Origin of the sequence: Actinomadura sp. GC306 (assembly GCF_004348665.1) — a bacterium.
Taxonomy (GTDB): Bacteria; Actinomycetota; Actinomycetes; order Streptosporangiales; family Streptosporangiaceae; genus Spirillospora.
The window spans coordinates 1-13784 of the sequence record NZ_SMKM01000187.1 but is presented as its reverse complement, the minus strand read 5'-3'; the positions used below and the strand labels follow the sequence as shown (position 1 = coordinate 13784).

At 72.8% G+C, this 13784-nt stretch carries 14 protein-coding genes; 5 read left to right on the top strand and 9 right to left on the bottom strand.

Going from position 1 to position 13784, the window contains the following annotated elements; all coding sequences use genetic code 11:
- Positions 1 to 27: 27 nt before the first annotated feature.
- Positions 28 to 828, bottom strand: coding sequence for an enoyl-CoA hydratase-related protein (locus tag E1200_RS23075; protein ID WP_131954152.1), 801 nt, complete (start codon positions 826 to 828; stop codon positions 28 to 30).
- Positions 829 to 1016: 188 nt separating this feature from the next.
- On the opposite strand from E1200_RS23075, the gene E1200_RS23070 reads away from it, so the two are divergent.
- The gene (locus tag E1200_RS23070; protein ID WP_243708764.1) at positions 1017 to 2348 is read left to right on the top strand and encodes an AarF/ABC1/UbiB kinase family protein; all 1332 of its coding nucleotides are present in this window, start codon (positions 1017 to 1019) and stop codon (positions 2346 to 2348) included.
- A 170-nt stretch (positions 2349 to 2518) separates the two neighbouring features.
- On the opposite strand, the gene E1200_RS23065 is transcribed toward E1200_RS23070, so the two are convergent.
- The 5 genes from E1200_RS23065 to E1200_RS23045 form a co-directional block, all read right to left on the bottom strand.
- Entirely contained in the window at positions 2519 to 2788 is a 270-nt protein-coding gene (locus tag E1200_RS23065; RefSeq protein ID WP_131954150.1) for a hypothetical protein, read from the bottom strand.
- Between the two features lie 108 nt (positions 2789 to 2896).
- Complete coding sequence (locus E1200_RS23060) at positions 2897 to 3175, bottom strand: WhiB family transcriptional regulator (protein WP_131954154.1); 279 nt, start codon at positions 3173 to 3175, stop codon at positions 2897 to 2899.
- 122 nt (positions 3176 to 3297) lie between these two features.
- The gene (locus tag E1200_RS23055; RefSeq protein ID WP_131954149.1) at positions 3298 to 3615 is read right to left on the bottom strand and encodes a hypothetical protein; all 318 of its coding nucleotides are present in this window, start codon (positions 3613 to 3615) and stop codon (positions 3298 to 3300) included.
- Positions 3616 to 3856: 241 nt separating this feature from the next.
- Positions 3857 to 4729 (bottom strand): acyl-CoA thioesterase II, encoded by an 873-nt coding sequence (tesB, locus tag E1200_RS23050; RefSeq protein ID WP_131954148.1) that lies wholly within the window; start codon positions 4727 to 4729, stop codon positions 3857 to 3859.
- Between the two features lie 50 nt (positions 4730 to 4779).
- Positions 4780 to 6855, bottom strand: coding sequence for an ATP-dependent DNA helicase UvrD2 (locus E1200_RS23045; RefSeq protein ID WP_131954147.1), 2076 nt, complete (start codon positions 6853 to 6855; stop codon positions 4780 to 4782).
- Between the two features lie 167 nt (positions 6856 to 7022).
- Here E1200_RS23045 and E1200_RS23040 point away from each other — a divergent pair, with 167 nt between their 5' ends.
- Positions 7023 to 7304 (top strand): mycoredoxin, encoded by a 282-nt coding sequence (locus tag E1200_RS23040; protein ID WP_131954146.1) that lies wholly within the window; start codon positions 7023 to 7025, stop codon positions 7302 to 7304.
- A 56-nt stretch (positions 7305 to 7360) separates the two neighbouring features.
- Here E1200_RS23040 and nudC read toward each other — a convergent pair whose 3' ends face one another.
- Together nudC and E1200_RS23030 are read right to left on the bottom strand one after the other, a co-directional pair.
- The gene (gene nudC, locus E1200_RS23035) at positions 7361 to 8272 is read right to left on the bottom strand and encodes an NAD(+) diphosphatase (protein WP_131954145.1); all 912 of its coding nucleotides are present in this window, start codon (positions 8270 to 8272) and stop codon (positions 7361 to 7363) included.
- Positions 8273 to 8323: 51 nt separating this feature from the next.
- Positions 8324 to 9709 (bottom strand): dipeptidase, encoded by a 1386-nt coding sequence (locus E1200_RS23030; protein ID WP_131954144.1) that lies wholly within the window; start codon positions 9707 to 9709, stop codon positions 8324 to 8326.
- Positions 9710 to 9770: 61 nt separating this feature from the next.
- Between E1200_RS23030 and E1200_RS23025 the strand changes: the two genes are divergently transcribed.
- Positions 9771 to 10040, top strand: a complete 270-nt coding sequence (locus E1200_RS23025; protein ID WP_131954143.1) for a DUF4031 domain-containing protein — start codon at positions 9771 to 9773, stop codon at positions 10038 to 10040.
- Between the two features lie 6 nt (positions 10041 to 10046).
- On the opposite strand, the gene E1200_RS23020 is transcribed toward E1200_RS23025, so the two are convergent.
- Entirely contained in the window at positions 10047 to 10655 is a 609-nt protein-coding gene (locus E1200_RS23020) for a metal-dependent phosphohydrolase (RefSeq protein WP_131954142.1), read from the bottom strand.
- 127 nt (positions 10656 to 10782) lie between these two features.
- On the opposite strand from E1200_RS23020, the gene E1200_RS23015 reads away from it, so the two are divergent.
- Both E1200_RS23015 and E1200_RS23010 read left to right on the top strand, forming a co-directional pair.
- Complete coding sequence (locus E1200_RS23015) at positions 10783 to 11940, top strand: ATP-grasp domain-containing protein (RefSeq protein WP_131954141.1); 1158 nt, start codon at positions 10783 to 10785, stop codon at positions 11938 to 11940.
- Positions 11937 to 13520, top strand: coding sequence for an IucA/IucC family protein (locus E1200_RS23010; protein ID WP_207933500.1), 1584 nt, complete (start codon positions 11937 to 11939; stop codon positions 13518 to 13520). The genes E1200_RS23015 and E1200_RS23010 overlap by 4 nt, the downstream gene beginning before the upstream one ends.
- Positions 13521 to 13784: the final 264 nt, after the last annotated feature.

The following is a 13784-nucleotide window of genomic DNA, read 5'->3' as shown; positions in this document are numbered from 1 at the left end:
GTCAAGCGGCGGGCGGGTGCCGCGGCGTCACTCGCCGGTGAACCGCGGGGTGCGCTTCTCGCGCTGCGCCGCGAGGCCCTCCAGCATGTCGGCGGACGCCATCGTGACGGGCTGCGCGAGCGACTCCCAGCGCAGCGCGGACTCCATGTCGGGGTGGCCGCCATTGGCCAGGGCGACCTTGGTGAACCGGGTGGCGACGGGTGCCTGCGCCGCGACGCGGCCGGCGACGGCGAGCGCCTCGTCCAGCACGTCCTCGCGCGGGACGGCGCGGTTGACGAGCCCGGCCCGCTCGGCCTCGTCGCCGGTGAGGACCCGTCCGGCCAGCAGCATCTCGCGGGCCAGCGGCAGTCCGGCCACCTCGGGGAACAGCCAGGTCGCGGCCATCCCGGGGTGCAGCCCGAGGGCGGTGAACGGGGCGAGGAGCTTGGCGTCGGACGCCGCGTACCGCAGGTCGCAGGCCAGTGCGAGGCACAGCCCGGCGCCGACGGCGTGCCCGTTGAGGGCGGCGATCGTCGGCACTTCGAGGTCGCGGATCGCGAGCCACGTCCGGTAGAAGGTCAGCATCCGGTCGCGCAGCGCGGGGACGGCGACGGCGTTGGTCTCGGCGAGCCAGGACAGCTCGCCGCCGGAGGTGAACGCGCTGCCCGCGCCGGTCACCAAGACGCAGCGGACCCGCCGGTCGGTGCGCAGGTCGGCCATCGCCGACTTCCAGGCGGCGGTCATCTCGTCCGACATCGCGTTGCGGCGGCCGGGGTCGTTCAGCGTCACGACGACGACGCCGTCGGGGCGGTGTTCGACCTGGAGCACGCCGGCGATCTCTTCGGACATGGTGCGCACCGTACCCTGCGGCCCGCCGGCCCGGTGCCCCGGACCCCCGCCCAACCGCCCTCACAGGGCGTGAGAAAGCGCACACTTACCACGTTTCCGCAGGTCATGCCGGTAACTGCGGTCCACCTCACACGATTGTTCCCGGTCATTGTGGCGTGAACGACAGTCGATCACCGACAATGGGCCCTGTGAGCGATCTTCCCCGCCGCGCGGTGACGCGGTCAGCAAAGCTGGCTTCCCTCCCCATCGGCTTCGCGGGACGCACCGCCCTCGGCGTCGGGAAGCGGACCTTCGGCAAGCCCGCCGAGGCGGTCGCCACGGAGATCCAGCAGCGCACCGCCGAGCAGCTGTTCAAGGTGCTCGGGGAGCTCAAGGGCGGGGCGATGAAGCTCGGCCAGATGCTGTCGATCTTCGAGGCGGCACTGCCGCCGGAGATCGCGGGCCCGTACCGCGCGACCCTCACCAAGCTGCAGGAGGCCGCTCCCCCGCTGCCCGCCGCGACCGTCCACAAGGTGCTGGCGGAGTTCCTCGGCGAGGACTGGCGGGACTACTTCGACTCGTTCGACGACGAGCCGGCCGCCGCCGCGTCCATCGGCCAGGTGCACCGCGCCGTGTGGCACGACGGCCGCGCCGTCGCCGTCAAGGTCCAGTACCCGGGCGCCGGGAAGGCGCTGATCAGCGACTTCAACCAGCTCGCCCGGCTCGGCCGGATGTTCGGCGTGCTGATGCCCGGCCTCGACGTCAAGTCGATGCTCGCGGAGCTGAAGGAGCGCGTGGCCGAGGAGCTCGACTACACGATCGAGGCCGAGTCCCAGATGGCGTTCCGGGCGGCCTACGCGGACGACCCCGACTTCTACATCCCCGAGGTCATCGCGCAGGACGGCAACATCCTGATCAGCGAGTGGATGGACGGCACCGCCCTCTCGAAGATCATCAGCGACGGCGACGAGGAGACCCGCGACCACGCGGCGCTGCTGTACTGCCGCTTCCTGTTCTCCGGCCCGAAGCGGTCCGGGATGCTGCACGGCGACCCGCACCCCGGCAACTTCCGGCTGCTGGCGGACGGCCGGCTCGGCGTCCTCGACTTCGGCGCCGTCGACCGCATCCCCGGCGGGTTCCAGCAGCGGCTCGGCCTGCTGCTGCGGATCGGCACGATGGCCGACATCGACGAGATCGAGGAGGCGCTGCGGCGGGAGGACTTCATCCGCGAGGGCGTGGAGATCGACGCCGAGTCGCTCCAGGCGTTCCTCGCCCCGGTCACCGAGCCGTTCGTCAACGAGACGTTCAAGTTCAACCGGGAGTGGCTGCGCGACATGGCCGCCCGGGTCACCGACCTGCGGCCGTCCAACGTCGTCCGGCAGCTCAACCTGCCGCCCGACTACGTGATCATCCACCGGGTGCTGTCGGCGGGCACCGGCGTGCTGTGCCAGCTGGAGTGCGAGATCCCGGCCCGCGCCGAGGCGCTGAAGTGGGTACCGGGCTTCGCCGACGACGAGGACCCCGAGCTCGTCTCGGGGTGACCTCCGCGAAACGCGAGCGGGACCCCGCGCACTGATGAGGTGCGCGGGGTCCCGCTGTTTCGCGCGGCCGGTGAGTGGGTCACCGGACGCGCTCCAGGCGCCCGCCGGGAGGCGCGCCGCCCGCCGAACCATCCAAGAAGGACGGGCGGCGGCCTGCTACCGACGCGGGCTCAGTGCCGGTGCGGCCGCGGCACCCGCACGGGGGTGCCGGCGGCCGGTGCCGTCGGCGCGAGCAGGACGCGGCGCACGCGCGACGCCCTCGTCTCCGCGTCGCGGCGCGCCCGCCGCAGCACCCGCACGCGGGCGGCGAGCTCGCCGGACACGGCCACGGGGAGCGGGTCGCGCGGCGCGTCCGCGCCGAGCGAGGCCGTCGCCGGCGCGGTCGTGTCGTCTTCGCCGGGGTTCCGGCCTGTGCAGATCTCTCGTGGCTCGACGGTCATGGTCGTTTCCCTCCGGCCGTCCGGAGGCGCGGTCCTCGCGCGGTCCTCGCGCGGGCCGCGCCTCCGGGTTCGCGGCGGTCGCCGGCCGTTCGCACGGCCGGCCTCCGCTCACGCGGTCACGTCCTCCGGCCGCGGGTGCTTGCGCGGGCGGCCGCGCGGCCGCTTGCGCGGGACGATCACACCGCGGACGAACAGCTCCCCGCCCCAGACGCCCCAGGGCTCCTTGCGCTCAAGGGCGCCGGCGAGGCACTCCCTGCGCAGCGGGCACTCCAGGCACAGGGCCTTGGCGAGCTCGACGTCGGCGGGCGCCTCGGCGAAGAACAGCTCCGGGTCGGTCCGGCACGGAAGTGTGAGGTCCTCCTCGCTGATCGCGAGGGCCCCCAGCATCACAGTCACCCTTGTTCCTCTCGTTGGATCTCAACGGGCGTGTCGGTGGGTCGTCTGGACAAAGAAGAAGGCCGCGGATCCGGTGTCGGGATCCGCGGCCTGGGGGCTGTGCCGGCCTGTTGCTAGACCGGTCGCCTCCAGGGATACGGACCCGACACGCCACCTTCGACGGTGACGCCCGTGTGGGCCGTGGCCGATGCCGGGACGGCGGTGTCCTCGATGAGGTGTCCGAAGACACTCCGCCCCAGGTCGTCCTGGATTCGCTGCACAAGGTGCACCGCATTGGGCTCGCCGCCCATGCCGCGCTTACCGCTCATGCCGAGGGATCCGCGCAGGCGCACGCCGGAATCCGCGAGATACGCGGCCGGGGCGCCGGGGGTCGAGATGCCGGGGCAGGCGGCGGTCCAGGACTGCGCGGATTTCGTCATCATGCTGATCACCGGACTGCACACCACCTCTCTGGCTACTCGGGCCGCACCGGGAGATCTGCACGATCCACCGACGGCCGGTGTTGATTGCTCGCGTTCGAGAGTACGGGGACTCCGCACGATCAACAACCTATTTTTGACCTGCGATTTCGCAGCGGACTTCAACTTTTCTCCGCGGAACCCGCGACGTCCCCGGGGCGTCGAACCCTTCTCGGCAGGTCCCGCGGACCAGGGTCGCGGAACGCCGCGCGCGTCAGTCCCGCGGGGAGTCCGCGACGCGGACGAGCCCCTCCTGCATCACCGACACGACCAGCTCCCCCGACCTCGTGAACACCTGCCCGCGGGCCAGCCCGCGGGCGCCGCCGGCGAACGGGGCGTCCTGGTAGTACAGCAGCCAGTCGTCGGCGCGGAACGGCCGGTGGAACCACATCGCATGGTCGAGGCTGGCGCCCATCGTGCGCTTGTCGCCCCAGGCCAGGCCGTGGTTGAGCAGGACGGTGTCCAGCAGCGTCATGTCCGAGGCGTAGGTCATCAGGCAGACGTGCAGGAGCGGGTCGTCCGGCAGCTCGCCGTCGACCCTCAGCCACACCTTCGACTCCGCCGTCACCAGCGCCGGGTCCTTCGCCGCCTCCCAGGTCAGCGGCGTGGCGTGCCGGATGTCGAACGGGCGGCGGGTGACGAACTGCCGCGCGCCGGCCTCGCCGAACAGCGGCGTCAGCCGGGTCAGGCCGTCCGGCAGCGTCTCGGGCGCGGGGGCGTCCGGCATCGCCGCCTGGTGGTGCGGGCCCTCCTCGACGATCTGGAACGACGCCGACAGCGTGAAGATCGCCTTTCCGTGCTGGACGGCGGTGACGCGCCGCGTGGTGAAGGACCGCCCGTCGCGGACCCGGTCGACGGTGTAGACGATCGGGACCAGCGGATCGCCGGGGCGGATGAAGTAGGCGTGCAGGGAGTGCACCGGCCGGTTCGCGGGCACGGTGCGGCCGGCGGCGACGAGGGCCTGCCCGGCCACCTGCCCGCCGAAGACGCGCTGCCGCCGTTCCTCGGGGCTGCGGCCCCGGAAGATGTCGTTCTCGATCTGTTCGAGGTCCAGCAGATCGAGCAGTTCCTTCAGGGAGTCCTTCACGGCCGCCAGTCTTCCGTATCCGTCCTCGTGAGCCAGGTCTCACCCCAGGGTCAAGGGCCGCACAGGCCGAGAACCGCCTCACCGTACTTGTCGAGCTTGACCTTTCCCACGCCGGGAATGCGGGCGAGGTCCTCCATCGATTCGGGGCCGTGCTCGGCGATCGCCTGGAGCGTCGCGTCCGTGAACACGACATAGGCGGGAATCTTCTGCTCGGCCGACACCCGGGCTCGCCATTCCTTGAGCGCGATGAGGAGTTCCTCGTTCAGTTCGGACGGGCAGTCCTCGCAGCGGCCGAGTTTGCGTTCGACGGCGGCGGTCAGCGGCCGCCCGCACACCCGGCACGGCAGCGGGCCCTTCGCGGTGCGGCGCTTCGTCCGGTCGGCGCGGGCCGGGGTGTGCGTGGTGGTCTTGCCGGTCAGGCCGCCGAGGAAGCGGGACGGGCGGCGGTGCCGCGCGCCGCCCGGCGAGCGCGACAGCGCCCACGACAGCGACAGGTGGACGCGCGCCCGGGTCACGCCCACGTACAGCAGCCGGCGCTCCTCCTCGATCTGCGCGGGCGTCTCCGCGTAGATGATCGGCAGGGTGCCCTCGACGAGCCCGACGAGGAACACCGCGTCCCACTCCAGGCCCTTGGCGGCGTGCAGGGACGCCAGAGTGACGCCCTCCAGCGGGGGGGCGTGCTGCGCGGCGGCGCGCTCCTCCAGCTCGGCGACGAACTCGGGGAGGCCGGCCACCGGGTTGTCGGCGGCCATGTCCTCGGCGAGCTGGGCCAGCGCGGCGAGCGACTCCCAGCGGGCGCGGGCCGCGCCCGCCCCCTCGGGCGGCCGGTCGGAGAACCCCGCGCCGGACAGGACGTGCCGGACGGTCTGGATCAGCCCCATCCCGTCGGTCTCCGCGTCGCCGCCCGCCCGCGTGGCGGCGCGCAGCATGTACACGGCCTGCTTGACCTCGGGCCGCTCGAAGAACCGCTCGGCGCCGCGCAGCACGTAGGGGACGCCCGCCGCGGCCAGCGCCGACTCGTACGTCTCGGACTGCGCGTTGATCCGGTACAGGATCGCGATCTCCCGTGCGGGGACGCCCTCCTCGATGAGCTTGCGGGCCCGCCGCGCCGCGTCGTCGGCCTCGGCGACCTCGTCGTCGTACTCGTTGAACACCGGCTCGGGGCCCTGGTCGCGCTGCGCGACCAGCTCCAGCCCGGACCGGATCGCGCCCTCGCCCCGCGCCTGCCCGATCACGCCGTTCGCGAGCCGCACCACCTGCGGCGTCGAGCGGTAGTCGCGGACCAGCTGGATGACCTTCGCGTCCGGGTGGTCGCGGGTGAAGTCGAGCAGGTGGGCCGGGGACGCGCCGGTGAACGAGTAGATCGTCTGGTTGGGGTCGCCGACGACGCACAGGTCGTCGCGGTCGCCGAGCCAGGTGTCGAGCAGCATCTTCTGCAGCGGGTTGACATCCTGGAACTCGTCGACGACGAAGTACCGGTACTGCTCGCGGACCTGGTTGGCGACCTCCCGGTGCTCGGTGAGGACGGCCGCGGTCAGCTCCAGCATCCCCTCGAAGTCGAGGAGGTTGCGCTCCCGCCTGAGCTGCTCGTACATGGCGTAGACGCGCGCCACGTCCACGACCTCGGCGGGCGGGCGGCGGCCCGCCCTGGCGACCGCGGCCGGGTAGTCCTCCGGGCGGTGCTGGGTGACCTTGGCCCACTCGATCTCGCTCGCGACGTCGCGCAGCTCGGTGCGGCCGAGCGCCAGCCGGCACGCCTTCGCCGCGTCCGCCACCAGCGCGATCTTCGAGTCGATGATGCGGGGCGGCTCACCGCCGACGACGCGCGGCCAGAAGTAGGTGAGCTGGCGCAGCGCCGCCGCGTGGAACGTCCGCGCCTGCACGCCCGGCGCCCCGAGCTGCCGCAGCCGGCTGCGCAGCTCCCCCGCCGCCCGCGTGGTGAACGTCACGGCCAGCACCCGCTGCGGCGTCACCACACCGGTCAGGGTGGCGTAGGCGATCCGATGCGTGATGGCCCTCGTCTTGCCCGTCCCGGCGCCCGCCAGCACGCACACGGGGCCCTTCACCGCCTCGGCGACCGCCCGCTGTTCGGGGTCGAGTCCCTCCAGCACCGACTCAGCCAACATCCCCCCATACTCGCAGCACGCACCACCCGCATCACCCGGCACGCGCAACTGTGGACGACCGTGGACGGTCGTGAACGGCGCATACGGCCCGGCGAGGAATGAGAACGGGGCGTCTACTGTTCTCCGGAGAGCGAATCGTACGAACGAACGAGGGAGACGACGGAGCGATGGCGACGCCGACGACCGACCGGGCCAAGGGCCCGACCGGCCAGCTCACCATGTACACGACGTCCTGGTGCGGGTTCTGCCGGCGGCTCAAGAGCCAGCTCGCCCGCGACGGCATCGAGATGGTGGAGGTCGACATCGAGCGCGACCCGGAGGCCGCCGAGTTCGTCATGAGCGTCAACGGCGGCAACATGACCGTCCCGACCGTCGTCTTCCCCGACGGCTCGGCCGAGACCAACCCCAGCGCCAAGGCGGTCAAGGCGAGGCTCGCCTCGCTCGCCTGACCGCCCGCACCGAGCCCGGCATCCGATGAGGCTGCCGGGCTCGCGCGTGCCCGCGCTCAGAAGTCGGGCATCTTCGGGAGGTCGCCGCCGTACCAGCGCATGATGAGCTGCGCGGCGATGGACAGCCGGCCGGGGGCGACGAGGTCGCCGGCCTCGATGGCCTCGCGCAGCTCGTCGCGGGTGTACCAGGCGGCGTCCGCGATCTCCTCCGGGTCGGGGGACAGCGGGACGCCGCCGTCGGCCTTGGCGGTGAAGCCGAGCATGAGGCTCTGCGGCAGCGGCCACGGCTGGCTGCCGAGGTAGCGGACGTCCCGGACGGGCACGCCCACCTCCTCCTTCACCTCCCGCGCGACGGCCTGTTCGAGGGACTCCCCCGGCTCGACGAAGCCGGCCAGGATCGAGCGGCGGTCGGCGGGCCACTGCGGGCCGCGGGCCAGCAGGATCCGGTCGGCCTCGTCGGTCACCAGCATGATCACGGCGGGGTCGACACGGGGGAAGTGCTGGGAGCCGTCCTCGGGGCAGACGCGCATGTGCCCGGCGGACGCCGGGCGCGTCTCGCCGCCGCAGCGCGGGCAGTACCGGTTGCTGCGGTGCCAGTGCTCCAGCGCCACGGCGTGGGTGAGCAGGCCGGAGTCGCGGTCGTCGAGGAGCGCGCCGACGCGGCGGAGCCCGCTCGGGCCGGTGCCCTCGATCTCGGGCAGCGGGCCGGACGTTCCGAAGTAGGCGGTGCCGTCGTCGTCCACGCCGAGGAGCCAGCGGTCGCCGTCCGGCGCGCGCTCCGGCGGGACGAGGGCGAGCGCGGGGCGCGGCTCCCAGGAGACCGGCGCGCGGCCGTCCTCGACGACGAGGACGCGGGTGGCCGGGTCCGCCCACGCGGCCGCGAGCCACGCGTCGTCGCGACGTTGCAGCGCGACCCTGTCGAGGGTGCCGCGCGCGAGCGCCAGCCATTCCAGCGGGCCTTCGGTCAACGTTCGGTTCCTCTCGCGGGTGTCTGCTCGCCCGTGTCGGCTCGGCAGGTGTCAGCGCAGTGCGGTGGCGAGTTCTTCCCACAGGTACGCGGCGGCCTCGGCGCCCTTGAGGAGCAGCGGGATCTCGACCTTCTCGTTCGGCGCGTGGATGCGGTCGCCGTTCAGCCCGACCGCGACGAAGACCAGCGGGGCGTCCAGGACGTCGGCGAGGTCGGCCTCGGGGCCGCTGCCGCCCTCGCGGGTGAACAGCACCTCGGTGCCGAACGCCCGCTCCATCGCGCGGCGCGCGGCCTGGACGCCGGCGGAGTCGATCGGCGAGAAGCACGGCCGGACGCCGCCGCCGGAGACGCCGACCTCGGCCTCGACGCCGGGCGGTGTGCGCTCGGCGACCCACCGCCGGAACGCGTCCTGGACCTTGGCGGGGTCCTGGCCGGCGACGAGCCGGAACGAGATCTTGGCGTGCGCCTCGCGGGGCACGATGGTCTTGACGCCGGGCCCGGTGTGCCCGCCCCACATGCCGTTGATCTCGGCCGTGGGGCGCGCCCAGATGCGTTCGAGGGTGGTGTAGCCCTTCTCGCCGTGCGGGGCGCGGCTGCCGCCGGCCGTCCGCAGCCACGCCTCCTCGTCGAACGGGAGCCGCGCGAACAGGGCGCGCTCCTCGTCGGTGAGCGGGACGACGTCGTCGTAGAAGCCGGGGATCGTGACGCGGCCGTCGGCGTCGTGCAGCCCGGCGAGCAGCGTCGCCATCGCCTGCAGCGGGTTCGGCACCGCGCCGCCGAACGAGCCGGAGTGCAGGTCGGTGGACGGGCCGCGCAGCGTGACCTCGGCGTCGGTCAGCCCGCGCATCCCGGTGCACATGGAGGGGACGTCCGCCGCCCACATCGTGGTGTCGCTGATGACGACCGCGTCGCAGGCGAGCCGTTCCCGGTGCTCGCGCAGCAGGTCGGCGAAGTGCACCGACCCGGACTCCTCCTCGCCTTCGACCAGCAGCTTGATCGTGACGGGCGGCGCCGTCCGCCCGGTCGCGGCGAGCAGCGCGCGGATCCCGAGGGTGTGGAAGAAGACCTGGCCCTTGTCGTCGGACGCGCCGCGGCCGATGAGCCGGTCGCCCTTCTCCACGGGCTTGAACGGGTCGGTGTCCCACTCCGCCAGCGGCTCCACGGGCTGGACGTCGTGGTGGCCGTACACGACGACGGCGGGGGCGGCGGGGTCGTCCGCGGGCCATTCGGCGTAGACGGCGGGGTGGCCGGGGGTCTCCCAGATCTCGACGACCGGGAACCCCTCGTCCCGCAGGTGCCCGGCCAGCCACCCGGCCGATTCGCGGACGTCCCCGGCGTGCGCCGGGTCGCCGGAGATGGACGGGATCGCCAGCCATTCCTTGAGGTCGGCGAGGAACCGGTCCTTATCAGCCTGAATGTGCGCGACGATGTCGTTCACCGCATGCCCCTTCGCATGTGTACTGTCAGGCACTGTAGGTCACCCGTCCCGCGGAGCCCCCTTGATTCTCATCGATCCGCCGTTGTGGCCGGCGCGTGGGCGCGTGTGGTCGCACATGGTCAGCGATGTCTCGTACGACGAACTGCATGTTTTCGCCGCGGAACTGGGCATGCCGCCGCGGGCGTTCGAGCGCGACCACTACGACGTCCCGTCCGAGCTCTACGAGCGGGCGGTGTCGCTGGGCGCGCAGGCCGTCGGCTGCCAGGAGCTGCTGATGCGGCTGACCGCGGCGGGCCTGCGGCGGCGGAAGGCCGCGCAGCTCAGGCGTTGACGCAGCTCAGGCGTTGAGGAGCGCGAGTTCCGTCTCGATGTTGTTTCGGGCGCGCTCTTCGAAGCGTTCGCGTGCGACCGGTGTGTGGAAGAGCCTGGGCAGCGCCAGTAGGCCGTTGAGCACCTGGGCGCGTCCCGCTTGGAAGAACTCGTCCGGGACGAACGCGTACTCCTCTCGGACGGCGGCGGCATAGGCGGCGTACTCGCCGGGAGACGCGCCCAGGATCGCGAGGTCGGCGTCGCAGAGGACCTGGCCGTCCCGGTCCTCCTCGCCGGGCGCGTGGGTGGCGGTCAGCTCGACGAGGCGGACGACCTCCTCAATGTCGGTGCCGCTGAGATCGGTGTCGGCGAGCATGCGGGCGGCGAGGCGGCCGCTGCGCTCCTCGTTGTCGGCGCGCTCGGGGTCGTAGACGGCGTCGTGGAACCAGGCGGCGAGCCGCACGAGCCCGGGGGACGCGGCGTGCCCGGCCAGCTCGTCCACGAGGTCGAGAACTGCGGTGAGGTGGTCGCGTGTGTGGTAGCGGCGGTGCGGCTCGCCGTAGCGCTTGTCCAGCTCTGTTCCGATATGCCGGGTGTGCGGCCCCGCGAGCGCGACCCACCGGTCGACGAGATCCATGGCCTCATCCTGACGGATCGCGGCACGGGCCGGGACACGCGTGCCATCGTCCTTGCATGCGCCCTGGCGCCCCCTATGATGATCACTCCGAGTTAGGCAAGGCTTACCTCACCTGGAAGGGCCTGTCGTGGCCGCCGCTCTCCATCTCGTCGCCGGGAAGGCGACCGACTCGGTGACGCACGGATTCCTGCCCGCCGCCGCGCGGCTGGGGCTCGACGTGACGCTGCTGACCGACCGCCCCGCCGCCGCGCACGGGTTCGGCGGGCCGGTCGTCGACTGCGGCGTGGCCGACTTCCGGGAGATCATCGCGGCCGCCGCCGAGGCGGCGCCCGGGGGCGGGCCCGCGGCCGTCTTCTCCAACAGCGACTTCCTGCAGGCGCCCGCCGCGCTCGCCGCCGCGTACTTCGGCCTGCCGGGCAAGGACTGGCGGGCGGCGGCCCGCGCGAAGAACAAGGGCCTCATGCGCCGGCACCTGGCCCCGCTCGATCCCGTGTTCTCGGCCGACGCGCGCCGGGTGCCCGCGGACGCGTCCTACCCGCTCGTCGTGAAGCCACGTGAGGGCGTGGCCAGTGAGGACGTGTTCCTCGTCCAGGACGCCGTGGAGCTGACCTCGCGCGTGGAGGAGATCGCGGCTCGGCGGGACGACGCGCTGGTGGCCGAGCAGTACCTTCCCGGGCGGCTCTACACGCTGGAGACCCTCGGCGATGGGCGGGAGGTCCGCGTACTGGGGTCGTTCCGGACGGCCCTTTCCCCGCCGCCGTTCTTCGTCGAAGAGCGCCTTGAGTGGGTGGAGCCGCCGCCGGAGACGCCTCAGGTGTTGCGGCAACTGGAGGCCCTGGGCATCGGGTTCGGTGCCTGTCACACGGAATTCGTCGTCCACGAGGGGCGCGCTCACATCATCGAGGTCAATTACAGGCTGATCGGTGACCACTGCGACTTCCTCTTGGCCGACCTGCTCGGCGTGCCCCTGTTCGAGGACATCCTCAAGGTCCATCTGGGCGAGCCCCTACCGGACTGGCCGGCTCCCAGGCGCCGACATGCCGTTGCCGAACCGGTCATCGCCGAGCGGTCCGGCAAGCTCACGGCGGCTCCCGGCCCCCTCCAGATGGAGGACGGCCCAGTGCGGCTGGCCTACCGCCCCCAGCGCGAAGTGGGCGACACCGTCACCGTCACCCGCACCAATCGCGACTACCTGGGCACGGTCCGCGCGATCGGCCCCGATGCGGACGGGGTGAACGCCGCCCTGGCACGTTTCCGCGCCGCACACGACTGGACGATCGCGTGACCGGCGACGACATCGAAGGCCCCCTGGCGGCACGGGTCCTCACGGCGCTGCTGCGCGAGAACTACGCAGGGCTGCGCGACTGCGTCGAAGACCGGACGCTGGCGCTTCCGGGACGTACCGTAAGGCTCGTGGAAGCGCGTCCGGCGTTCCTGTCCGACCTCGTCGTCGACCCGGCGCAGCACCTCGGGCTCGGCGACGTCCTCGCCGCCGTGCACGCCCTGGCCGACCCGCGTGACGACGTGGCGGCCTTCGAGCGGGAATGCCTGGACGCCCTCGCGGCCATGAAGCTCCACGAAGACGCGCGGGCCGCGGTGCACCGGCGCCTGGCGCGCTTCCCCGAGGAGCTGCGCACCGGCCCCGGCACCTTCTACGAGACGCTCGCCGCCTACAACGACCACCCCGTGCATCCGCTGGGGCGGGGTCGCGCGGGCCTGTCCATGGCCGACCTGAGCCGCTACGCGCCCGAGTTCGCGCCGGCGTTCCCGCTGCTTTGGGCCGCGGTGCGCAACTCGACGCTCGCCGGGCCGCTCCCGGACTGGTGGCCGGCCCCCGCCGACGTGGGGCTGTCGTCGCTCGCCGCGGGGGCGGCGCTGTTCCCCGTCCATCCGCTGGCGGCACGGCAGGTGGGCGGGCACCCCGGCGCGGTCCTCGCCCCGGAGCCCTACCTGAGGGTCGCCCCCACGCTGTCGATGCGGACGGTGGCCGCCGCGCCGCTCTGCCACCTGAAGACGCCGCTGCCGACCAGCACCCTCGGTGTCCGGAACCGCCGCACGATCAAGCCCGGAACCCTCCCGGACGGCGCGCTCGTCGAACGCCTCCTGCGTCGCGTCCTCCAGCGGGAACCCGCGCTGCCCGTGCTTCTCGCGGACGAGCAGACCTACGGCCACGCGCAGGACCCCCTCCTCGCCTACCTCGTGCGGCGCTTCCCACCCGAGACGGCGCGCGCGCACATCGTCCCCGTAGCGGCACTGCTCGCGGAGGCTCCGGAGAACGGGCACGTCATCGAACGCTGGGACGTCGAGTCGCTCTTCGGCACCTACCTGTCCGCACTGTTCTCGTGGAACGTCACGCTGTTCCGCTATGGCATCGCGCTAGAGGCACATCAGCAGAACGTCGCTTTGGTCTTGGACGACTCGCCGCTCCGGCTTCTGGTCAAGGATAACGACGGGGCGCTCATCAACACGTCCCGGCTCCGCGAAAGGCTCCCGCCGTCGCCCGGCACGGATCCGCGCGACCTCGTCGACCGCCGGATGACGACCGAAGACGACGAGGCACTCGCCCGCGTCTTCGTCACCATCACGCTGCACCTGTGCGCCGCCGCCCCGGCCGTGGGCCTCGCCCAGCGCGGCCTCCTGCCGTGGCGGACCGGCCGCACGATGATCCGCGAACGGCTCGACGCGGCCCTCGGCCCGGACGAGGCGTTCCTGCGCGCCCGCACGCTCGACGCGGACGCGCTGCCCGGCAAGGCCATGGTCACCGCCGGGACCCTCGTCGACAAGGTGCGGACCGGCGCGGCCGACATCAACAAGCACTACGGCCCGCCGGGCCCGAACTACCTGCGGGACGCCGCATGCGGGTGACCCCGCCGCCGCCCCGCCCGCCCCACCGCACCGGATCCACCGACCACCTCACATCCACCGACCTTCACATCCACCGACCACGCCACGGGACCCGACGTGCTGCTGACAGAACCCGGCATCGCCGCCGACGACGCCACCTCGACCGCGCTGCTCAACTGCCTGATCCGGGAGGTCTGCGCGCCCGAGCAGCAGGTGCGCCCGGAAGGCGCGCACCTGGTGGCCCGCCTGCCCCGCGCGGGCGTCGTGCTGCGCACCGGCCTGGCC